Consider the following 20,246-nt stretch of genomic DNA (forward strand, 5'->3'; position numbering starts at 1 on the left):
AAAAACGGCAGCCTGGCGGCGAAATTCATATTTTTCACAAAATGGTTGTGCGTGGTGATATTCCATGTAACTGAAAAATAATAAGAATAAAAAATATACCTGCGCAAACTTGGACAAATAAAGTTAATTGTGTAAGTTTAAATTATGCGATTCCGCTACGTTGTTTACACCCAGGATGTGACCCATGAGCACGTTGCCGTCCGTCATCAGTCGGTTCGTTGATTACTACGCCACGCTGGATACCCAGCCACCTTCGGCGCTGGCGGGGATTTATCGCGCCGATGCCACGCTTATCGATCCTTTTGGCGAACACAGCGGGGTGTTCGCGATTCAGCGCTATTTCACCCATCTGCTGGCTAACGTTCAACACTGTCGCTTTACCGTCGATGCACCGTTGCAGCAGAGCGATCGCTTTGTTGTCACCTGGATGATGCACTGGTCGCACCCGCGTATCGCCGGGGGGGCAATGCGCCAACTGCCGGGCTGCTCCGTGGTAGACATGCGCGACGATCGCATTGTTCGCCAGCGGGATTACTACGATGCCGGAGAGATGATTTACGAACATCTCCCGATACTCGGTTGGGCCGTGCGCGGCGTGAAGCGAAGAGTGAAATCATGAAAACGGTTCTGATCACCGGCGCAAGCTCGGGCATCGGGGCGGGGCTGGCGAAATCTTTTGCCGACGATGGTTACCGGGTGATTGCCTGCGGGCGCGATGCGCAACGTCTGGCAGCCGTGCATCAGTACAGCCCCAACATTACGGTGCGCCTGTTCGATATGACAGACAGGGACGCCTGTCGCCAGGCGCTGGCGGACTGTACTGCCGACACGGTGATTCTCTGCGCCGGAACCTGCGAGTATCTCGACCGCGGCGAGGTGGATGCCGAGCTGGTGACGCGGGTCATGACCACCAATTTCATCGGGCCGGTAAACTGCCTTGCGGCGTTGCAGCCGCAGCTGGTATCCGGCAACCGCGTGGTGCTGGTCAGTTCGATGGCGCACTGGCTTCACTTCCCGCGAGCCGAAGCGTATGGCGCCTCTAAAGCGGCGTTAACCTGGTTTGCCGACACACTGCGCCTCGACTGGGAACCGAAAGGGATTGCCGTCACGGTCGTTTCACCCGGTTTTGTCGACACGCCGCTGACCCGCAAAAACGATTTCCCGATGCCGGGCCGGGTCAGCGTGGGGGACGCCGTCCACGCCATTCGTAGCGGTCTGGCAAAAGGGAAGGATCACATCGCGTTTCCCGCCGGGTTCAGCCTGGCGTTGCGCCTGCTTTCCGGCCTGCCCGATGTACTTCAGCGCGCACTGCTGCGCAGGATGGTGCGACCATGAAAATCGCAATTATCGGCAGCGGTATCGCCGGGTTAACCTGTGCCTGGCGGCTCGCCGGACATCACCAGGTCACGCTGTTTGAGGCGCAGGCCACGCCGGGCGGCCATACCGCAACGGTGGATGTCGACACGCCGCAGGGCAGCTTTGCCATCGATACCGGTTTTATCGTCTACAACGACCGCACCTATCCGCGCTTCATGGGGTTGCTCAGCGAACTGGGCATCTGCGGGCAAAAAACGCAGATGAGCTTTTCGGTGCACAACCCGCAGAGCGGGCTGGAGTACAACGGGCACACGCTGACGTCGTTGTTCGCCCAGCGACGTAATCTGCTCAACCCGGCTTTCTGGACGCTGCTGAAGGAGATCGTGCGCTTTAACCGGCTGGCGAAACAGACGCTCCGGGGCGAAGTCGATGGTTCCGCCACGCTGGAAACGTTCCTGCGCCAGCACCGTTTTACGCCCTTTTTTGCGCGCCACTACATCCTGCCAATGGGGGCGGCTATCTGGTCGTCGTCGCTACAGGAGATGAAACGCTTTCCGCTGCCGCTCTTTTTACGCTTTTTTGAAAACCACGGTCTGCTGGACATTACCCATCGTCCACAGTGGTACGTGGTGCCAGGCGGCTCCAGGGAGTATATCCGCGCGATGCTGGATACGCTCGGCGATCGCCTGACGCTGCACCTTAACGCGCCGGTGCAGCAGGTTATTCGCCACGATCGTGGGGTTGATATTGCGCGTGAGGGCGTAACAGATACTTTTGATCAGGTGATCTTCGCCTGCCACTCCGCTCAGGCGCTGGCGATGCTCGCCAGCCCAACGCAGGCTGAACGCGAGGTGCTGGGGGATATCGGCTGGCAGCGTAACGAGGTGGTGCTTCACCGCGATCCGCGCTGGCTGCCGGTGCGCGAACGCGCGTGGGCGAGCTGGAACTACCGCCTCAGCGAGCAGGATCAGGCCAGCGCCTGCGTCACCTACAACATGAATATCTTGCAGGGACTGCCGCCGGGTAGCCCGCTGTTTTGCGTCACCCTCAACCCGGAAACGCCGGTGGAGGAACGGTTTGTGCTGCGCCGCTTTGTCTATGAGCATCCGCTTTTTAACCCGCAAAGCTGGCAAGCTCAGGCCCGGCGAGGCGAAATAAACGGTCGCCAGCGGAGCTGGTTCTGCGGCGCGTACTGGTACAACGGCTTCCACGAAGATGGCGTGCGCAGTGCGCTGGACGTGGTCAACGCTATCGCGACCGGGGAGGGCAACTGAGATGAACAGCTGCCTTTACCACGGTACATTGCGCCATCGTCGGCTTGCGCCGAAAGCGCACCACTTTACCTACAGCGTGTTTATGGCCTGGCTCGATCTGGATGAGCTGGACGCGCTGCCCTCTGTCGGCGTGCGTCGTAACCGCGTTGCGCCCGCGGCATTTTATGATGCGGATTACCCGCTGGGCACGCCGCTCAAAGCGCGTGTCCTTGAGCGTCTGGAAAATCTGACCGGCGAACGTCCGGCGGGGCGGGTCATGCTTCTGACTCAGCTGCGCTATTTCGGTTTTCATTTCAACCCGGTCAATTTTTACTACTGCTATGACGGGGAAGACACCCTGCGCTGGGTTCTCGCCGAAGTCCGTAACACGCCGTGGAATGAACGACATTACTACGCGGTAGCGGGGCGGGACGCCCCGCCGACGGAGAAAGCGTTTCACGTCTCGCCCTTTAATCCGATGGATATGATCTACCACTGGCGCTTCAACAGCCCGGACAGCACGCTGCGCATGCATATCGAAAACCATCAGGAGACGAAGGTGTTTGATGCCACCCTGACGCTGCGCCGGGTCCCGCTGACGCGCACGGCGCTGCGTTCGCTGCTGGCGCGGATCCCGTTGATGACCCTCAAAACCGTTTTCGCCATTTACTGGCAGGCGCTCAGGCTGTGGCTGAAGCGCGTACCGCTGCATAACCATCCCCTCAGCAGGAGTGAACGCTCATGACCAATCCCGTCTTTGCGCTTGAACCCGATATCCCGCGCAACGTCCGCGTCGCGCGATGGTTGCTCTTCCGCCTGCTGAATGGCCTGCACGGTGGCTCGCTGACGCTGCGTGAAGGTGCGCAGACGTTCCAGTTCGGCGACGCTTCCGCCGCGCTTCACGCTGAGGTGCAGGTACTTGCTCCGGGCGTCTACTGGCGCATTTTAACCGGGGGCAGCCTCGCCGCGGCACAGGCGTGGATGGATGGCGACTGGGAGACGCCCCACCTGACGCCGCTGCTGGAGCTGATTGCGCGCAATAGCCAAATCCTCGGAAAGCTGGAAAAAGGGTTTCGCCTGCTCGGGAAACCGGTGGAGCGGCTGCGGCACTGGATGCGGCGCAACTCCCGCGCGCAGGCGCGGGAAAATATTGCCGCCCATTACGATCTGGGCAACGCCTTTTACGCCCATTTCCTTGATGAACATCTCCTGTACTCCAGCGCGCTGTTTAGCGGGGACGAGCAGGATCTGACCGCGGCTCAGCAGGCGAAAATGGCGAGGCTGTGTGACCAGCTGGCGCTCACGGCAAACGATCATCTGCTGGAGATTGGCACCGGCTGGGGGGCGATGGCGGAATATGCCGCCCGTCATTACGGCTGCCGGGTGACCACCACCACGCTGTCGCAGGAGCAGTACCACTGGGCCACCGCGCGCATCGCCCGGGCAGGGTTGCAGGATCGTGTTGAGGTGCTGCTCTGCGACTACCGCGATCTGTCCGGGGTCTACGACAAGCTGGTGTCGGTTGAGATGATTGAGGCCGTCGGTCAACGCTACCTGCCAACATTTTTCCGCACCTGCCAGGCGCGTCTGCGTCCAGGCGGGCGGATGGCGATTCAGGCCATCACCATTCAGGATCAACGCTATCGCGACTACAGCAAAAGCGTCGATTTTATTCAGCGCTACATCTTCCCCGGCGGCTTTTTGCCCAGCATCACCGCCATGAATGAACTCATGACCCGCCATACCGATTTTGTGGTGCGTAACCTCTTCGATATGGGACCGGACTACGCCCGCACGCTGGCGCACTGGCGTCAGCGGTTCGTTCACGCCTGGCAGGAGATTGAAAAGCTCGGGTTTGATGACCGTTTCCGCCGGATGTGGCTGTACTACCTCGGCTACTGTGAAGCCGGGTTTAATGCCCGCACCATCAGCGTGGTGCAGCTGACTGCGGAACGCGTGTGAAGCGCTACGGGCAGGTATTTCTGCTGGCCATCGGGTTTGATCTCTACTGGACGCTGACGGGGCTGATTGCGTTCACGGGCGCGTCCCTGATGCCGCTATGGATGGTGGCGCTGTGGCTAATGTTTGCCACCGTCTGGACGCAACTGACCCGCACGACCACCTTGCCGGGCTGGTTGCTGACGGTGCTGGCGACCCTGGGCGGGCCGGTGGCCTACCTGATCGGCGAGCGTCTGGGGGCCATTTACCGTTTATACCTCTCAGCTTCTGACGCCCGACGGCAGCTATACAGGGTTAGACGGCGATAATGCGCTGATTATCACCTATGCCCGGGACATCGATGGTGACGACCTGGTTGAGGCGACCCGCGACCAGTGGCAGGCGCAGGGCATTTTGCAGCAGGAGCCGCAGAGTGAAGCATGGCTGAGCGAGTATCCTGAACTGCGTCAGCAGTTAATCGGAGGACCACAATGAAACGTTTCCTGTTAATGGCGCTTGCCCTGACGATGCTGGTGGCCGGATGTAGCACCGAGGTGACAGAGTATCGTCAGCAGCAGCCACGGCTTGATATTTTTACTTACTTCCAGGGGAAAACCGAGGCGTGGGGGATGGTGCAGGATCGCAGCGGTAAGCAGATCCGTCGTTTTCACGTCGAGATCGCCGGGGATGTTATCGGCGATACGCTGACCCTGAATGAACATTTTGTCTACGATGACGGCGAGAAGCAGCAGCGCGTCTGGCATATCCGCCGCGTAGGGCAGAATCGCTATGAAGGCACGGCGGGTGACATAGAAGGTGTCGCGACAGGCCAGGCGGCGGGCAATGCCCTTAACTGGCGCTACAGTATGAACGTGAAGGCGGACGGTAAAACCTGGCTGCTGCACTTTGATGACTGGATGTATTTGCAGGACAGCACCCGTCTGTTTAATAAAACCGAGATGAAGAAATTTGGCGTCACCGTCGCCACGGTGACGCTGTTCTTTACCCGCAAAGAGGGCGGTTAATCCTCTTCGGGCTGAGGTTTACTGCTTGAGTAGATGAAGAAGAGCGCAATACTCAGGCAGACGACGGCCCCGAAACGGCTCACTGAAAACGGAATGGCTTCATTGTTCAGCCAGCCAAAGTTATCAATCAGCATGCTCATGGCCAGCTGGCCCAGGATAACCGCTACCGTGGCAACGGCGGTCCCGATGCGCTGCACTGCGAGCACCATAATCACGATATAGGGCACGCCGCAGAGGGCGCCCAGAAGCTGCCATTTGGGTACATCCATCAGGCTGACCGCCTGTTTCGGCTCAAAAAAGAAGATCAGCAGGGCGGTCACCAGCGCGCCGACGGAAAACGTCAGAAACGCGCTTTTAAATACCCCCACGCTGCTGCCTAATTGCCCGTTAATGGCAGCCTGAATGCTCAGCGTTGCGCCGCCAATCACCGCCAGAATAATCATAATTACTGTCATAACGTTACCCCCGCGCCACGAGAATGAGCGCGGCGATGATAAATCCCAGCGCAATAATGCGTTTTGTATCGATCCTGCGGTGCGGCGTACCCAGCAGGCCATAGTGGTCGATAATCAGGCTTTTAAAAACCTGGCCTGCCAGAATGCCGATCATCGTCATGGCAATGCCGATCGCAGGCGTGGCAATGGTGAGAATGATGACGTAAACCGGGCCGAGCACGCCGCCCAACAGGTGCCATGAAGGCTGCGCAAAAAATGAGGGACTGTTGCGCGGGCTGAAAAACAGCATCAGCAGAAACGTCAGCCCCGTTCCCACGCTGAATATGCTGAACGCCGCCCACAGGTCGCCCACCTCTGCGCCCAGCGGCCCCAGCAGCCCGGCTTCCACGGACAGCCCCATGCCGCCGGCAATCACCAGTAAAATTAAAATAATGTGCATAACGCTTTTTCTCCTTTTTCCAGGCGGAGAAGATTACGTCTGAACATCATTGAGAAAAATGCCATAATGCAGGAAACACCTTTGCAGGAAATGCATTAATGATGGATGCCGGACATATCAGCATTCGCGCGCTGCTGATCTTCATCGACGTTTATGAAACGCAGAATTTTTCCGTGGTGGCGAGGCGGGAAGGGATTTCTGCGTCGCAGGTCTCACGCGTGATCCACCAGCTTGAGGACGCCCTCGGGCAACAGCTTTTCTACCGCAACACGCGGGCGATTATGCCCACAGAGAGCGGGCATCTTTTTGTGCGCTATGCCCGGGCGATGGCCGGGAATATGGAGGACGCGCGACGCGAGCTGGATGAACGCGCCCGCGAGCCGTCGGGCACGCTGCGTATCAATGGCCCGGTCTTTTTCGGACAAAGGCACATCGCGCCGGGCCTGCCGGGGCTTCTGGCGCGTTACCCTCGTCTCTCCATTGAACTGACCCTCACCGACGATTTTATCGATCCGCACCGTGACGCCGCGGACGTTATCTTCCGCATCGGCGCGCTGACGGACTCCTCGTTTCACGCCCGGGTGTTCGGGCAGCAGTTCTATCATCTGGCGGCCTCGCCGGACTATCTGCAAAAACATGGCGCGCCCGAGGGGCCAGACGATCTCAGCCGTCACCACTGTCTGGTTTACCGCGGCTCGTCCGGGCCTAACCGCTGGCTGATCCGGCGGCCGGGCGAGGCGTGGGTTCACTATCCCATTGTACCGCTGATGACTTCCAATAACGCGGAAACGCTCCTGATTGCGGCGCTGGGCGGCATGGGCGTTGTGCTTTTCCCGGACTGGATGGTGAGCGAACGGCTCAAAAGCGGTGAGCTGGTGGCACTGCTGCCGGAAATGGAGTGTTCAATTAATACGGAGCCACTGACGATTGCGGCGATTTACCCGAACGCGCGTCATCCGCCCCTGAACGTCAGGGCGGTGATTGATTACTATATTGAGCGATTCGGTACGCCACTGTACTGGCAAACCTGAAGGTTAGCGGGCAAGCTCGCGACGGATAATGTCAGCCCCGGCGCTTAACGCCTTCAGCTTACCGTTGGCGACCTGGCGGGAAAGGGGGGCCATACCGCAGTTGGTGGACGGATAGAGCTTGTCTGCATCAACAAACTGCAACGCCTTGCGCAGCGTATCGGCCACCTCTTCCGGCGTTTCGATGGTCTGGGTGGCGACGTCAATTGCCCCGACCATCACTTTTTTACCGCGGATAAGCTCCAGCAGATCCATCGGCACGCGCGAGTTGTGGCACTCCAGCGAGATGATATCGATCTTCGAGGTCTGTAACTTTGGAAATGCCTCTTCATACTGGCGCCACTCGGAGCCGAGCGTCTTTTTCCAGTCCGTATTGGCTTTGATGCCGTACCCGTAACAGATATGTACCGCGGTTTCGCATTTCAGCCCTTCAATGGCGCGCTCCAGTGCGGCGATACCCCAGTCATTCACCTCGTCGAAAAAGACGTTAAAGGCAGGTTCGTCGAACTGAATAATGTCGACGCCGGCCGCTTCCAGCTCGCGGGCCTCCTGATTGAGAATTTTAGCGAACTCCCAGGCCAGCTTTTCGCGGCTTTTATAGTGGGCATCGTATAGCGTGTCGATCATGGTCATCGGGCCGGGCAGCGCCCACTTGATCGGCTTGTCAGTCAGCTGGCGCAGGTATTTAGCGTCGTCAACAAACACCGGCTTCTGTCGCGCCACCGCGTCTACCACGGTCGGCACGCTCGCATCGTAGCGGTTACGGATGCGCACCGTCTGACGGTTCTCAAAATCCACGCCGCTGAGATGTTCAATAAAGGTGGTGACAAAATGCTGGCGGGTTTGTTCCCCGTCGCTGACGATATCAATCCCGGCGCGAATCTGTTCATCCAGAGACAAACGCAGCGCATCCTGTTTCCCTGCCAGTAATTCCTCGTCCTGGAGTTTCCACGGCGACCAGAGCGTTTCCGGCTGCGCAAGCCAGGTGGGTTTCGGCAGGCTGCCAGCCGTTGATGTCGGGAGCAATGTTTTCATAAAAGAACCTTTTATCCGTATTAAATTAAAGCGTGAAGTGTTGAGACCACTGCTCAAGAAGGGTTTTATAGGGTTTGATAAACCGCTCTTCGGTATATTTACCCTGTTCAATGGCCAGCCGGCTGCGCTCTTCACGGTCATAGACGATTTTGGTTAATGAGTGATCCTGCTGATTCAGGTCGGGCTGATAGCACTGTCCCGCAGCGGAATTGGCATTGTAAATTTCTGGTCGATAGATCTTCTGGAACGTCTCCATGGTGCTGATGGTGCCGATCAGTTCCAGATTGGTGTAATCACGCAGTAAATCGCCGGTGAAGAAGAAGGCAAAAGGCGCGACGCTGTTTTCCGGCATGAAATAGCGAACCTTCAGGCCCATCTTCGCGAAGTACTGTTCCGTTAGCGACTCGCCGTCCGGCTGGTACTCATAGCCCAGCACCGGGTGGTGGTTACCGGTACGACGATAGGTGTCTTTGCTGGAGACGCTCAGGCAGATCACCGGCGCTTTTTTAAAGTTCGCCTGATATTCCGCAGAATGAACGAAGCTTTTAAAGATATTGCCGTGCAGCTCGCCAAAATTCTCGGGGAGAGAGAAACGGGCCCGGTCTTTATTATGCTCCAGCAGCAGGACGCTGAAATCATAGTCACGAACATACGATGAGAAGTTATTTCCGACGATGCCTTCGATGCGCTCGTGGGTTTTTTTATCCACGATCGTCGTTTGCAGAATTTCGATGGCCGGGAAAGTAAAATCGCCGCCGATATTCATATCGACTGAAATAATCTCCAGCTCGACGGCATAGCGGTCAGCTTTCGGGTTATCCCAGCTCGCCAGCGCGTTAAAGCGGTTGTTGATCATCACCAGCGTATTGCGCAGGTTCTCCTGACGCTTCTCGCCACGCGCCAGGTTGGCGAAGTTGGTGGTGGTACGCGTGTTTTCTGACGGGTTATAATTTTCATCAAAGCAACTGCGCTTAAGGGTAAATGTGAAAGCCTGACTCATTTGGTTATGCATCCTAAGTTCATGTTGCCGGAACGTTATCAATGCATAATTTATGCCTGAGCCACTGGCGCAGGGGAAGTGACTTAATTTCACTGCAACATGAGGGTTCTTCATGAACTGCGCGATTCAGGTATAATCCCCCGACATTTCCAACCGGTTTAAACGAACATGACAAAACTCACCCTACAAGAGCAGATGCTGAAAGCGGGCTTAGTCAGCAGTAAAAAGATGGCGAAGGTCCAGCGCACGGCGAAAAAATCCCGCGTCCAGGCTCGCGAGGCGAGAGAGGCTGTTGAAGAGAACAAGAAAGCCCAGCTGGAGCGTGATAAGCAGCTGAGCGAACAGCAAAAACAGGCGGTGCTGGCAAAAGAGTTCAGGGCGCAGGTGAAGCAGCTGATTGAGATGAACCGCATCACCGTGGCGAAGGGCAACATTACCTTTAACTTTACCGACGGCAACCTTATCAAAAAAATCGAGGTCGATAAGCAGACGCAAACCCAGCTGATCAACGGCCGTCTGGCGATTGCCCGACTGGTGATTAACGCGAATGGCGACTGTGATTACGCGATTATCCCGGCGGTAGTGGCGGATAAAATTGCCCAGCGCGATGCGGACAGCATTGTGCTAAACAGCGCCCTGAGTCAGGAAGAGCAGGACGAAGACGATCCGTACGCAGACTTCAAAATCCCTGACGATTTAATGTGGTAATCCCCGCTCAGAACGGCGCGGCGTGACGGGCGTTTATCGTTTCGCCGCTCAGCGGATGAATAAAATTCAGAGCGCTTGCATGCAGCATCAGCCGGGGCGTTTCTTCCGCCCCCGGCCATTCCAGACCACCATACAGATCGCACCCAAGAATAGGGTGGCCTAACTGCTGGCAGTGAATGCGCAGCTGGTGGGTGCGCCCGGTCTCCGGGGTAAGCTCAACCCGCGTCAGCGGCATTATCGTATCCTGGTAAATACGTTCCACCACCCGATAGCGCGAGCGAGCGGGCTTACCGGTGCGGGCACAGATCGTCATCAGCGGAAACAGCGCCGGATCTTTGGCAATCGGCGCATCCACGGTCCCTTCGTCCTGTTCCACATGTCCGCACAACAGGGCGGTGTAAACCTTGTTCACGGCGCGCTGACTGAACTGGTGGCAAAGCGCGGCGTTGATCGCTTTGTTACGCGCAATGACCATCAGACCCGAAGTGCCAAAATCAAGACGATGCACCAGCGTGCAGCCGGGAAAGGTTTGAACAAGACGGTGGTGGACGGAATCGAGGTTTTGCGGATTTTTCCCCGACAGGCTGAGCAGACCGGAAGGTTTATTGATCAGCAGCAGATGCTCGTCCTGCCAGAGGATCTCAATGTCGTCGTGACAGGGTGGTGCAATAAACGTATCGATAATGACAGACATCAGGCCGCCGGGCTGGAGAGTGGGTGCGGATGATAACGAAATACGGGGGAAAAGAAAAACCCTCCCACCGGGCGGTGAGAGGGGGAAAACTTAGGCAGCGACCAGGCTGTCGATAGCGGCTTTCGCGTCGGTCTGCGCTTTGGTGGCCACTTCCGGGCCGTAAGCGATACCTTCAGCGAACACGAAGTTCACGTCGGTAATGCCGATGAAGCCCAGGAACAGCGTCAGGTACGGTGCGACCAGGTCGGTAGGGGTATCTTTGTGAATACCGCCGCGGCTGGTCAGTACAACCGCACGCTTGCCTTTCACCAGACCTTCCGGGCCGTTCTCGGTGTAACGGAAGGTTACGCCAGCACGCGCCACCAGGTCGAAGTAGTTCTTCAGCTGGGTAGGAATGTTGAAGTTGTACATTGGGGCGTTGATCACGATAACGTCGTGCGCCTGCAACTCAGCAATCAGCTCGTCGGAGAGCGCCAGGGCTTCCTGCTGACGCGGGGTAAGAGGCGCATCGCTCGGACGCAGCGCGCCAACCAGCTCGCCGTCCAGCACAGGAATTGGGTTTGCCGCCAGGTCACGCACGGTGATTTCATCCGCGCTGTGCTGTTCACGCCACTGTTCAACGAAATAGTCAGACAGCTGACCAGACTGTGAATACCCTGCCAGAATACTGGATTTCAACACTAATACTTTGCTCATGGGAAATTCCTGTTTTGTATTTGATTGAGGGGGTTGCCCCGTTGCTTGTTGACACTTTATTCACAATCCTGCCACAGGGATAGCGCAATATATCGAAGCCTATGTTCGAATTTTTTGAATAAGGCGCGAAAAGCGCTGATGTGGTACTCTATACCAATCATTAAAAAGAGATTTTATCCGGCAGTGCACTGCCCGTTAACGCTATGACAGAACACCAAAAATTGACCTTCCCGATGCTGATGCAAAAGCTTGATTCGCTGATGCTGCGCGATAAACAGCGGTTTGCGCGCCGTCTGCACGGCGTTAAGAAGGTTAAAAATCCTGATGCACAACAGGCCATTTACCAGGAGATGGCCAACGAGATTGAACAGGCGGCAGGGAAAGTTGTGCTGCGTGAAGCCGCACGTCCGGAGATTACCTATCCGGAAAATCTGCCCGTCAGCCAGAAGAAACAGGACATTCTTGAGGCCGTACGCGACCACCAGGTGGTGATCGTCGCGGGGGAAACCGGTTCAGGTAAAACCACTCAGCTGCCGAAAATCTGCATGGAGCTGGGCCGCGGGGTGAAAGGGCTGATCGGTCACACCCAGCCGCGTCGTCTGGCGGCGCGCACCGTGGCGAACCGTATTGCGGAAGAGCTGCAAACGGAGCCGGGCGGCTGCATCGGCTACAAGGTGCGATTCAGCGACCACGTCAGCGATAACACCATGGTTAAGCTGATGACCGACGGTATCCTGCTGGCGGAAATCCAGCAGGATCGTCTGCTGATGCAGTACGACACCATCATCATCGATGAAGCGCACGAGCGCAGCCTGAACATCGACTTCCTGCTCGGCTACCTGAAAGAGCTGCTGCCCCGGCGTCCCGATCTGAAAATCATCATCACCTCCGCGACCATCGACCCGGAGCGCTTCTCAAAACATTTCAACAATGCGCCGATTATCGAGGTGTCAGGACGCACATATCCGGTGGAAGTGCGCTATCGCCCGATTGTGGAAGAGGCGGACGATACCGAGCGCGACCAGCTTCAGGCCATCTTTGATGCCGTCGACGAGCTGGGCAACGAGAGTTCTGGCGACATTCTGATCTTCATGAGCGGCGAGCGCGAGATCCGCGATACCGCCGATGCGCTCAGCAAGCGCGATCTGCGCCATACTGAGATCCTGCCGCTGTACGCGCGCCTGTCGAACAGCGAGCAGAACCGCGTGTTCCAGCCGCACAGCGGGCGCCGCATCGTGCTGGCGACCAACGTGGCCGAAACTTCGCTGACCGTACCGGGCATTAAATACGTGATCGACCCGGGTACGGCGCGCATCAGCCGCTACAGCTACCGCACCAAAGTTCAGCGCCTGCCGATTGAGCCGGTTTCGCAGGCGTCGGCTAATCAGCGTAAGGGCCGCTGCGGCCGCGTGTCGGAAGGGATCTGTATTCGTCTCTATTCGGAAGACGATTTCCTGTCGCGCCCTGAGTTTACCGATCCGGAGATCCTGCGGACCAACCTGGCATCCGTTATTCTGCAAATGACCGCGCTGGGGCTGGGCGATATCGCCGCCTTCCCGTTTGTGGAAGCGCCGGATAAGCGCAATATTCAGGACGGGGTGCGGCTGCTGGAAGAGCTGGGGGCCATCACCACCGACGAACAGGCGACGGCCTACAAGCTAACGCCATTGGGCCGCCAGCTTAGCCAGTTGCCGGTCGACCCGCGTCTGGCGCGCATGGTGCTGGAGGCGCAAAAACACGGCTGCGTGCGCGAGGCGATGATCATCACCTCGGCGCTCTCCATTCAGGATCCGCGCGAGCGTCCGATGGATAAGCAGCAGGCGTCGGATGAAAAACACCGTCGCTTCCACGATAAAGAGTCCGATTTCCTCGCCTTTGTGAACCTGTGGAACTACCTTGGCGAGCAGCAAAAAGCGCTCTCCTCGAACCAGTTCCGCCGTCAGTGCCGGGTGGATTTCCTCAATTATCTGCGCGTACGCGAGTGGCAGGATATCTACACCCAGCTGCGCCAGGTGGTGAAAGAGCTGGGTATACCGGTGAACAGTGAACCGGCGGAGTACCGCGAAATCCATATCGCCCTGTTGACCGGCCTGCTGTCTCATATCGGGATGAAGGATGCGGATAAGCAGGAATATACCGGCGCACGCAACGCGCGTTTCTCCATCTTCCCGGGCTCCGGTTTTTTTAAGAAGCCGCCGAAGTGGACCATGGTCGCCGAGCTGGTGGAAACCAGCCGTCTGTGGGGGCGTATCGCCGCGCGTATCGATCCGGAGTGGGTTGAACCAGTGGCGCAGCACCTGCTGAAACGCTCATACAGCGAGCCGCACTGGGAGCGCGGGCAGGGCGCGGTGATGGCGACGGAAAAAGTCACCGTCTACGGCCTGCCGGTGGTGGCCGCGCGTAAGGTTAACTACAGCCAGATCGATCCGGCGTTGAGTCGCGAGCTGTTTATCCGCCATGCGCTGGTGGAAGGCGACTGGCAGACGCGTCATGCCTTCTTCCGCGAAAACCTGAAGCTGCGCGCCGAGGTGGAAGAGCTTGAGCACAAGTCCCGCCGTCGCGACATTCTGGTGGACGACGAGACGCTGTTTGAGTTTTACGATCAGCGCATCAGTCACGATGTGATCTCGGCGCGCCATTTCGACAGCTGGTGGAAGAAAGCCAGCAAAGAGGCCCCGGACCTGCTCAACTTCGAAAAGAGCATGCTGATCAAAGAGGGCGCGGAGTCGGTCAGCAAGCTCGATTATCCGAACTTCTGGCATCAGGGCAACCTCAAGCTGCGTCTGACCTATCAGTTTGAGCCGGGCGCGGATGCCGATGGTGTGACGGTGCACATTCCGCTGCCGCTGTTAAACCAGGTGGAAGAGAGCGGGTTTGAGTGGCAGATCCCCGGCCTGCGCCGCGAGCTGGTCATTGCGTTAATCAAATCCCTGCCTAAACCGGTGCGGCGTAACTTTGTGCCCGCGCCGAACTACGCCGAAGCGTTTTTAGGCCGCGTCACACCGCTGGAGCTGCCGCTGCTGGACGCCCTGGAGCGTGAGTTCCGCCGCATGACCGGAACCACCATCGACCGCGACGACTGGAACTGGGATCAGGTGCCCGATCACCTGAAAATCACATTCCGCGTGGTGGACGATAAAAACAAAAAGCTGCTCGAAGGCCGTTCTCTGACGGAGCTGAAAGAGGCGCTGAAAGGTAAAGTCCAGGAGACGCTCTCTGCGGTGGCCGATGACGGCATTGAGCAGAGCGGGCTGCACATCTGGAGCTTTGGTCAGCTTCCGGAAAGCTACGAGCAGAAGCGCGGGAACTACAAGGTGAAAGCCTGGCCCGCGCTGGTGGATGAGCGCGACAGCGTGGCGATTAAGCTCTTTGACAATCCGCAGGAGCAACAGCAGATGATGTGGCGCGGGCTGCGCCGACTGCTTCTGCTTAACATCCCGTCGCCGATTAAGTATCTGCACGAGAAGCTGCCGAACAAAGCCAAGCTGGGGCTCTACTTTAACCCGTACGGTAAGGTGCTGGACCTGATCGACGACTGCATCTCCTGCGGTGTGGATAAGCTTATCCACGAGGCGGGCGGTCCGGTCTGGACGGAAGAGGGCTTTGCTCAGCTTCATGAAAAGGTGCGCGCGGAGCTGAACGACACCGTGGTCGAGATTGCCAAACAGGTCGAGCAGATCCTTACCGCCGTGTTCAATATCAACAAGCGCCTGAAGGGGCGGGTGGATATGACCATGGCCCTGGGGCTGTCGGACGTTAAGGCGCAGATGGCGGGGCTGGTGTATCGCGGCTTTGTCACCGGCAATGGCTTTAAGCGTCTGGGCGATACGCTGCGTTATTTGCAGGCGATAGAGAAGCGTCTGGAGAAAATGGCGGTCGATCCGCATCGCGATCGTGCGCAGATGCTGAAAGTCGAAAACGTGCAGCAGGCGTGGCAGCAGTGGCTCAACAAACTGCCGCCGGCGCGTCGCGATGACGACGACGTGCGGGAGATCCGCTGGATGATCGAGGAGCTGCGCGTCAGCTTCTTCGCTCAGCAGCTGGGAACGCCGTATCCCATTTCGGATAAGCGTATCTTGCAGGCGATGGAGCAGATTTCCGGCTAAAACCGTTGCCCGGTGGCGCTGCGCTTACCGGGCCTACGGGAGAATATGTAGAACATGTAGGCCGGGTAAGGCGTAGCCGCCACCCGGCTTTTTATCGTTTCTCCGGGTATAATCCTTGCCCGGTGGCGCTGCGCTTACCGGGCCTACGGGAGAGCATGTAGAGCACGTAGGCCGGGTAAGGCGTAGCCGCCACCCGGCATGTTTTCACGCACTGCTCCAACCGCCGCCCAGCGCTTTATACAAATCAATTTGCGCCAGCAGCAGGTTGTTTTTCACCTGTACCACGCTGGTCTGCACCGAGAACAGCGTGCGCTGCGCATCGAGCTCATCCAGATAAGAAGAGTATCCGTTGCGGTAGCGGTTTTGCGCAATCCGCAGCGTCTCCTGCGCGACCGTCTGCTGTGCCAGCAGCTCGGTAAGCTGTTCCTGATAGCGGGTGATGGCATCAAGGCTGTCATTCACCTCAGCAAACGCGTTACGCACGGTTTTTTCGTAGCTATACAGCGCCTGATTCCGCTGGGACTGAGAGATATCTACCTGCGCATTCAGCGCCTGACGGTTCAGCAGCGGCGCAAGAATACTGCCGCCCACGCTCCAGAGCTGTAGCGGGTTATCCAGCAAACCCGACAGCGTGCGATCCTGTACCGATCCCGTGGCCGTGAGGTTGATCGACGGCAGCAGGCTGGCGCGCGATGCCGCCAGCGTCGCGTCCGCCGCGATCAGCTGACGTTCAGCCTGGACGATATCCGGGCGCCGGTTCAGTAGCGTCGATGGCAGCTGGGAGGGCAGTTTCAGCGGCGTCAGGGCATCAAAGCTTTCACCGCGCGCAACGTCACCCGGGTTGCTGCCCAGCAGCAGGCTAAGCGCATTCTCCTGCTGCGCAATCTGGTGCTGAAGCAGTGGAACCTGGGCGCGGGTGGCGCGCAGCTCAGAATCCGATTGCATCAGCTCAAGGCGAGAACTGTATCCCGTCTCAAACTGTCGCTTGGCGAGGTTGAACGCCTCTTCACGCGACTTCAGCGTGGACTGGGTGACGCGAAGCTGTTCGTCCAGCGACAGCAGGGTGACGTACCCGGAGGCCACCGAGGATGCGACGGTAAGATCAGCCGCCGCGGCCGCCGCCTTTTGTGCCTCCAGCGACGCTTCAGCGGCACGGGAGGTGCTGCGGTTTACGCCCCAGATATCCACGTCGTAGCTGGCGGTCAGGCTGCCTTTGTACAACGTACCGTATACCGGAAACCCCGTGGCGGCGGACTGCGAGCGCGCGCGCGTCCCGGTCACGCCCGCGTCAAGCGACGGGAACAGGCTGCCGTCGGCGGCGTACACCCGGGCCTGGTACTCGTTAATCCGCTCGCGGGCAATCAGCACGTCGCTGTTATTCTTCAGCGCCTGATCCACATAGCGATTCAGATTGCTGTCGTGAAAATTTCGCCACCAGAGCTGCTCTGTCGGGCTGGCTGGTCCCGACGTCGCGCGCCACTGGGCCGGTATGTGCAGGGACGATTTGGCGGGCTCAACGTCTACCGACTGGCATCCCGCCAGAATAGCCATTATCAGCAGGCCGGCTATCGGGCGAAGCGTCATTGTTTCGCCTCCCGCGTGTCGATGGTCACCTGCACCGACATGCCAGGACGCAGCAGCCGGTACGCCTCCGGCTCACCGAGTACCTCAATGCGTACCGGGATGCGCTGGGCGATTTTAACAAAGTTGCCCGTGGCGTTGTCCGGGGTGATAGCGCTGAACTCGACGCCTGTGGCCGGGGATATGCTCTCCACGCGGCCCTGATAGGCTTTATCGTTTAAGGCATCGACGGTGAATTTCACCGGCTGTCCGACGCGTAAATTCGCCAGCTGCGTCTCTTTGATATTGGCGATCACCCAGTGCTGCGGCGGGACCAGCGTGGTAAGGTGCGTCCCGGCGGTGACGTACGCCCCCAGACGCACCGCAATCTGCCCGAGCTGACCGTCACGCGGCGCGACAATCCGGGTGTTTTGCAGATCGATTTGCGCCAGCTCCAGCGCGGCTTTCGCATTCTCAACGTCCGCTTCCAGCGAACCGCGATTGACGATGACCGTTTGTAAATCCTGGCGCGACATCTCAAGCGTTGCTTTCGCCTGGTCGATATCGGCGCTCCCCTGGGCGGCACTGGCCAGCGCCGAATCGCGCTCGCGAATGGAGAGGGAGCCGTCCGCGGTCAGCTCTTTCACGCGTTTCAAATCCGCCTGGGTTTTCAGACTTTGGGCACGGGCGTTTTTCAGCGCCGCCTCGTTTTTGGCAATCACCGCTTCCGCGCTTTTGCGCTGTTGCAGGTTGTTATTCAGGGTTGCAATTTTCATTGCCAGCTGCGCCTCGGCCTGATGGACGCGCTGGCGATAGATGCGGTCATCTATCTGCAACAGCAGCTCGCCTTTTTTAACCTGCGCGAAATCCTGAACATGGACCTCGGTAATGTAGCCGTTTACCTGGGGACTGATGAACGTGGTCTGGCCGCGCACGTAGGCGTTATCGGTAAACTGGGCATGACGCGTGAACGGGGGCAGTTGCCAGGCATAAAGGATCACCAGTACCCCAACAATGCCGATAGCCGCGGCGGTGAAAATGGAAACGACGCGCACATTTTTGCGGGTGTTGGCCTGCTCTTTGGCGGCATCCTGCTGACTCATAACTTCTCCTGAAAAATAGTCATTACTTGTTGCCAGTGGCGTTCTTTAAGGCCATACGGGCGGTGATGCGCAGGCGTAGCAAGCGCCATAAAATCCAGACCAGCGTGGCAGTGGCTATGCTCGCCGTCAGGAGATAAGTATCGTTGTAAGCCAGAATGTTTGCCTCAAGCGTCGTCACCGTCTGGAGCTGGGTTATGGCCTGGGTTCCCAGCAGGGAACTGTCACCAATCAGGCTTTTGTACATCTGGGTGTAAAGCTGAATCCGTTCGTTCACCAGCGGGTTAAGGGTGGTGAGCTGGTCAGCCAGCAGGCTGGAATGGTACTTCTCGCGCCAGGTCTGGAAGGTGCCGAGGATCGCGGAACCCAGCAGGCCCCCAAGGTTCTGACTCATGCCAAACATCACGGAAAAGCTGACCAGATTGCGCGGATCGGCGATCACCCCGCCAATGGCGGCCAGCATCGCAGGCGCAAGGAAGAACGCGCTGCCGAAGCCCAGCAGGAACTGGCTGAATATAAGCTGATCCGGCCGGGTCAGGTTGTTGGACTGGCTGTCCAGCAGCGAGGCAATGATCATCAGCGCCAGCGAGGTGATAATCGGCCAGGCCAGTTTAGTGGGCTTAATCGTCAGACAGCTGGTGACGATACCGCAGACGATCCCGGCGAAAATAGCCCACGCCAGATGGGTCATCTGTTCATTCTGTAAGCCTACATATTGCAGCCAGCCGATGACGCCCGTGTTCTGCTCCGCCAGTACGATGCGGATCAGCAGCATAATCAGCCCCAGGCGTACGATGCTGCCGCTGGAGAGCCAACGGGTATTAAGCAGCGGGTTGTTGCGGTTATGTTCAAACACGATCGCGGAGACAATCAGCACCAGCGAGAGAGCCAGCGCCCAGCCGATCCACGGCGCTTCAAACCACCAGTCCAGACGCCCTAACGACAGAACCGCGCACAGCAGCGCCATGCCGGGCGCAAGCAAAAAGAAGGTGATGAAATCTTTCTTCTCGAAGACTTTGCGCCGATCGCCCGGCGGCAGCTTGAGCACCATCACGCAGGCCAGGGAGATCAGGGCCAGACCCAGCTCGAAGAAGTACAGCCCGCGCCACTCATCAAGCTGTAACAGCTCGGTGGAGAACAGCCGCGCCAGCGGGATCGCCAGCGACGACCCGGTTATGCCGATGGTCAGCGCCTTCAGTCGGTGCTTCGCGGGCCAGGCCTGTATCTGGTAATAAATGCCGAGCGAGCTGAGCGCGGCGGCGACCATCCCGTGTGCCGCCCGTACCATCAGCGCCGAGCTGAGATCGTTCACAAACAGGTGGAAAAAGGTGACCAGCACATACAGCACCAGGAAGCCTTCCGTAAAGGCGCGCAAACCGTACTGCTGGCGAAATTTTACCAGCAGCAGGTTGATGGAGACGTTGGTCATGACATAGACGGCGGGGAGCCAGGCGATTTCAGTCGACCAGGCGCCAAAGGTGCCTTGCAGATTTTGCAGATTGGCGGTGACGACCGCGTTACCCAGCGCCCCGGTCAGACACACCAGCAGGCCGACCACGCCATAGGCGATTCGTTTCGACGTCGGATGCTCCGGGGTGGAAGGGGAACCCAGCAGGGCGGGTTTCTCGTGTGGCTGCCACTCGCGAGGAGCATAAGGGTCGCGTTGGGGCAGGCGCATAACGGGGTTTACCTTTCAAAAAGTTGAATTGTGAGCGGGCTAATGATTCTAAGGCTGACGCAAATCATAATTCAAGTGAATACGATTTTCTCATGTTAATCAAATGTGAGTGCTTTTTGAGCACATCCCGGCCCGTTTTTTCAGCATTCATGCCATAGCATGACGCGAAGAAAGGGGGATAATCGAAGGCTCTGTATGCTGTAAGGAGGTAACG

General features: G+C 58.1%; 19 protein-coding genes and 1 pseudogene. 11 read left to right on the forward strand and 9 right to left on the reverse strand.

The features are described 5' to 3' along the window. Positions 1–184 precede the first annotated feature (184 nt). The 8 genes and pseudogenes from L379_RS12300 (at position 185) to L379_RS12270 (ending at position 5,533) form a co-directional block, all read left to right on the forward strand. Entirely contained in the window at positions 185–619 is a 435-nt protein-coding gene (locus L379_RS12300) for a nuclear transport factor 2 family protein (protein ID WP_023303688.1), read from the forward strand. Beyond that, on the forward strand, positions 616–1,335 hold the full coding sequence (locus L379_RS12295; RefSeq protein ID WP_032653480.1) for an SDR family NAD(P)-dependent oxidoreductase: 720 nt from the start codon (positions 616–618) through the stop codon (positions 1,333–1,335). Before L379_RS12300 ends, L379_RS12295 begins: the two co-directional genes overlap by 4 nt. After that, the gene (locus L379_RS12290; RefSeq protein WP_023303690.1) at positions 1,332–2,591 is read left to right on the forward strand and encodes an NAD(P)/FAD-dependent oxidoreductase; all 1,260 of its coding nucleotides are present in this window, start codon (positions 1,332–1,334) and stop codon (positions 2,589–2,591) included. Before L379_RS12295 ends, L379_RS12290 begins: the two co-directional genes overlap by 4 nt. A gap of 1 nt (position 2,592) precedes the next feature. After that, positions 2,593–3,315, forward strand: coding sequence for a DUF1365 domain-containing protein (locus tag L379_RS12285; protein WP_023296566.1), 723 nt, complete (start codon positions 2,593–2,595; stop codon positions 3,313–3,315). Next, a complete protein-coding gene (locus L379_RS12280) occupies positions 3,312–4,532 on the forward strand; it encodes an SAM-dependent methyltransferase (protein WP_023303691.1) in 1,221 nt (406 codons plus the stop codon). Before L379_RS12285 ends, L379_RS12280 begins: the two co-directional genes overlap by 4 nt. After that, positions 4,529–4,837: a DUF2878 family protein gene (locus L379_RS12275; protein ID WP_017693466.1), complete on the forward strand. Its 309-nt coding sequence runs from the start codon at positions 4,529–4,531 to the stop codon at positions 4,835–4,837. Before L379_RS12280 ends, L379_RS12275 begins: the two co-directional genes overlap by 4 nt. Beyond that, positions 4,764–4,976: pseudogene (locus L379_RS26435) on the forward strand (hypothetical protein); the annotation flags it as partial. The gene L379_RS12275 and the pseudogene L379_RS26435, both read left to right, overlap by 74 nt. A gap of 23 nt (positions 4,977–4,999) precedes the next feature. Beyond that, the gene (locus L379_RS12270) at positions 5,000–5,533 is read left to right on the forward strand and encodes a DUF3833 domain-containing protein (RefSeq protein ID WP_032653483.1); all 534 of its coding nucleotides are present in this window, start codon (positions 5,000–5,002) and stop codon (positions 5,531–5,533) included. Here the strand turns inward: L379_RS12270 and L379_RS12265 are convergent. Then, positions 5,530–5,988: a DMT family transporter gene (locus L379_RS12265; protein WP_003857305.1), complete on the reverse strand. Its 459-nt coding sequence runs from the start codon at positions 5,986–5,988 to the stop codon at positions 5,530–5,532. The two genes, L379_RS12270 and L379_RS12265, sit on opposite strands and share 4 nt — an antisense overlap. Positions 5,989–5,992: 4 nt before the next feature. Continuing rightward, positions 5,993–6,427 carry a DMT family transporter gene (locus tag L379_RS12260; protein ID WP_032653486.1) on the reverse strand — a complete coding sequence of 145 codons (435 nt, stop codon included), beginning with the start codon at positions 6,425–6,427 and terminating at the stop codon, positions 5,993–5,995. A gap of 98 nt (positions 6,428–6,525) precedes the next feature. Here L379_RS12260 and L379_RS12255 point away from each other — a divergent pair, with 98 nt between their 5' ends. After that, positions 6,526–7,458: a LysR family transcriptional regulator gene (locus L379_RS12255; RefSeq protein ID WP_015570582.1), complete on the forward strand. Its 933-nt coding sequence runs from the start codon at positions 6,526–6,528 to the stop codon at positions 7,456–7,458. A gap of 3 nt (positions 7,459–7,461) precedes the next feature. On the opposite strand, the gene L379_RS12250 is transcribed toward L379_RS12255, so the two are convergent. Then, positions 7,462–8,490: a methionine synthase gene (locus tag L379_RS12250; RefSeq protein WP_003857302.1), complete on the reverse strand. Its 1,029-nt coding sequence runs from the start codon at positions 8,488–8,490 to the stop codon at positions 7,462–7,464. 25 nt (positions 8,491–8,515) lie between these two features. Beyond that, a complete protein-coding gene (locus tag L379_RS12245) occupies positions 8,516–9,490 on the reverse strand; it encodes a DUF1852 domain-containing protein (RefSeq protein ID WP_023296571.1) in 975 nt (324 codons plus the stop codon). 168 nt (positions 9,491–9,658) lie between these two features. Here L379_RS12245 and L379_RS12240 point away from each other — a divergent pair, with 168 nt between their 5' ends. Further along, a complete protein-coding gene (locus tag L379_RS12240) occupies positions 9,659–10,198 on the forward strand; it encodes a DUF2058 domain-containing protein (protein WP_017384500.1) in 540 nt (179 codons plus the stop codon). 7 nt (positions 10,199–10,205) lie between these two features. On the opposite strand, the gene L379_RS12235 is transcribed toward L379_RS12240, so the two are convergent. Together L379_RS12235 and azoR are read right to left on the reverse strand one after the other, a co-directional pair. After that, positions 10,206–10,892: an RluA family pseudouridine synthase gene (locus tag L379_RS12235; RefSeq protein ID WP_017384499.1), complete on the reverse strand. Its 687-nt coding sequence runs from the start codon at positions 10,890–10,892 to the stop codon at positions 10,206–10,208. A gap of 90 nt (positions 10,893–10,982) precedes the next feature. Next, the gene (gene azoR / locus L379_RS12230; RefSeq protein ID WP_015570577.1) at positions 10,983–11,588 is read right to left on the reverse strand and encodes an FMN-dependent NADH-azoreductase; all 606 of its coding nucleotides are present in this window, start codon (positions 11,586–11,588) and stop codon (positions 10,983–10,985) included. 203 nt (positions 11,589–11,791) lie between these two features. Here azoR and hrpA point away from each other — a divergent pair, with 203 nt between their 5' ends. Further along, entirely contained in the window at positions 11,792–15,694 is a 3,903-nt protein-coding gene (hrpA, locus tag L379_RS12225) for an ATP-dependent RNA helicase HrpA (RefSeq protein WP_032653489.1), read from the forward strand. Between the two features lie 204 nt (positions 15,695–15,898). Here hrpA and L379_RS12220 read toward each other — a convergent pair whose 3' ends face one another. The 3 genes from L379_RS12220 to L379_RS12210 are packed head-to-tail and all read right to left on the reverse strand — an operon-like array spanning position 15,899 to position 20,032. Next, on the reverse strand, positions 15,899–17,278 hold the full coding sequence (locus L379_RS12220) for an efflux transporter outer membrane subunit (protein ID WP_032653492.1): 1,380 nt from the start codon (positions 17,276–17,278) through the stop codon (positions 15,899–15,901). Beyond that, the gene (locus L379_RS12215; protein WP_032653494.1) at positions 17,275–18,357 is read right to left on the reverse strand and encodes an HlyD family secretion protein; all 1,083 of its coding nucleotides are present in this window, start codon (positions 18,355–18,357) and stop codon (positions 17,275–17,277) included. Before L379_RS12215 ends, L379_RS12220 begins: the two co-directional genes overlap by 4 nt. Positions 18,358–18,379: 22 nt before the next feature. Continuing rightward, positions 18,380–20,032: an MFS transporter gene (locus L379_RS12210; protein WP_032653497.1), complete on the reverse strand. Its 1,653-nt coding sequence runs from the start codon at positions 20,030–20,032 to the stop codon at positions 18,380–18,382. Between the last annotated feature and the right edge of the window lie 214 nt (positions 20,033–20,246).

This window comes from Enterobacter sp. MGH 33 (assembly GCF_000534535.1).
Classification (GTDB): domain Bacteria; phylum Pseudomonadota; class Gammaproteobacteria; order Enterobacterales; family Enterobacteriaceae; genus Enterobacter; species Enterobacter hormaechei_C.

Bases quoted from the DNA above. Each gene is read 5' to 3' on its own strand.
- L379_RS12300 (WP_023303688.1), top strand. From the start codon at position 185: ATGAGCACGTTGCCGTCCGTCATCAGTCGGTTCGTTGATTACTACGCC.
- L379_RS12295 (WP_032653480.1), top strand. From the start codon at position 616: ATGAAAACGGTTCTGATCACCGGCGCAAGCTCGGGCATCGGGGCGGGG.
- L379_RS12290 (WP_023303690.1), top strand. From the start codon at position 1,332: ATGAAAATCGCAATTATCGGCAGCGGTATCGCCGGGTTAACCTGTGCC.
- L379_RS12285 (WP_023296566.1), top strand. From the start codon at position 2,593: ATGAACAGCTGCCTTTACCACGGTACATTGCGCCATCGTCGGCTTGCG.
- L379_RS12280 (WP_023303691.1), top strand. From the start codon at position 3,312: ATGACCAATCCCGTCTTTGCGCTTGAACCCGATATCCCGCGCAACGTC.
- L379_RS12270 (WP_032653483.1), top strand. From the start codon at position 5,000: ATGAAACGTTTCCTGTTAATGGCGCTTGCCCTGACGATGCTGGTGGCC.
- L379_RS12265 (WP_003857305.1), bottom strand. From the start codon at position 5,988: ATGACAGTAATTATGATTATTCTGGCGGTGATTGGCGGCGCAACGCTG.
- L379_RS12260 (WP_032653486.1), bottom strand. From the start codon at position 6,427: ATGCACATTATTTTAATTTTACTGGTGATTGCCGGCGGCATGGGGCTG.
- L379_RS12255 (WP_015570582.1), top strand. From the start codon at position 6,526: ATGATGGATGCCGGACATATCAGCATTCGCGCGCTGCTGATCTTCATC.
- L379_RS12250 (WP_003857302.1), bottom strand. From the start codon at position 8,490: ATGAAAACATTGCTCCCGACATCAACGGCTGGCAGCCTGCCGAAACCC.
- L379_RS12245 (WP_023296571.1), bottom strand. From the start codon at position 9,490: ATGAGTCAGGCTTTCACATTTACCCTTAAGCGCAGTTGCTTTGATGAA.
- L379_RS12240 (WP_017384500.1), top strand. From the start codon at position 9,659: ATGACAAAACTCACCCTACAAGAGCAGATGCTGAAAGCGGGCTTAGTC.
- L379_RS12235 (WP_017384499.1), bottom strand. From the start codon at position 10,892: ATGTCTGTCATTATCGATACGTTTATTGCACCACCCTGTCACGACGAC.
- azoR (WP_015570577.1), bottom strand. From the start codon at position 11,588: ATGAGCAAAGTATTAGTGTTGAAATCCAGTATTCTGGCAGGGTATTCA.
- hrpA (WP_032653489.1), top strand. From the start codon at position 11,792: ATGACAGAACACCAAAAATTGACCTTCCCGATGCTGATGCAAAAGCTT.
- L379_RS12220 (WP_032653492.1), bottom strand. From the start codon at position 17,278: ATGACGCTTCGCCCGATAGCCGGCCTGCTGATAATGGCTATTCTGGCG.
- L379_RS12215 (WP_032653494.1), bottom strand. From the start codon at position 18,357: ATGAGTCAGCAGGATGCCGCCAAAGAGCAGGCCAACACCCGCAAAAAT.
- L379_RS12210 (WP_032653497.1), bottom strand. From the start codon at position 20,032: ATGCGCCTGCCCCAACGCGACCCTTATGCTCCTCGCGAGTGGCAGCCA.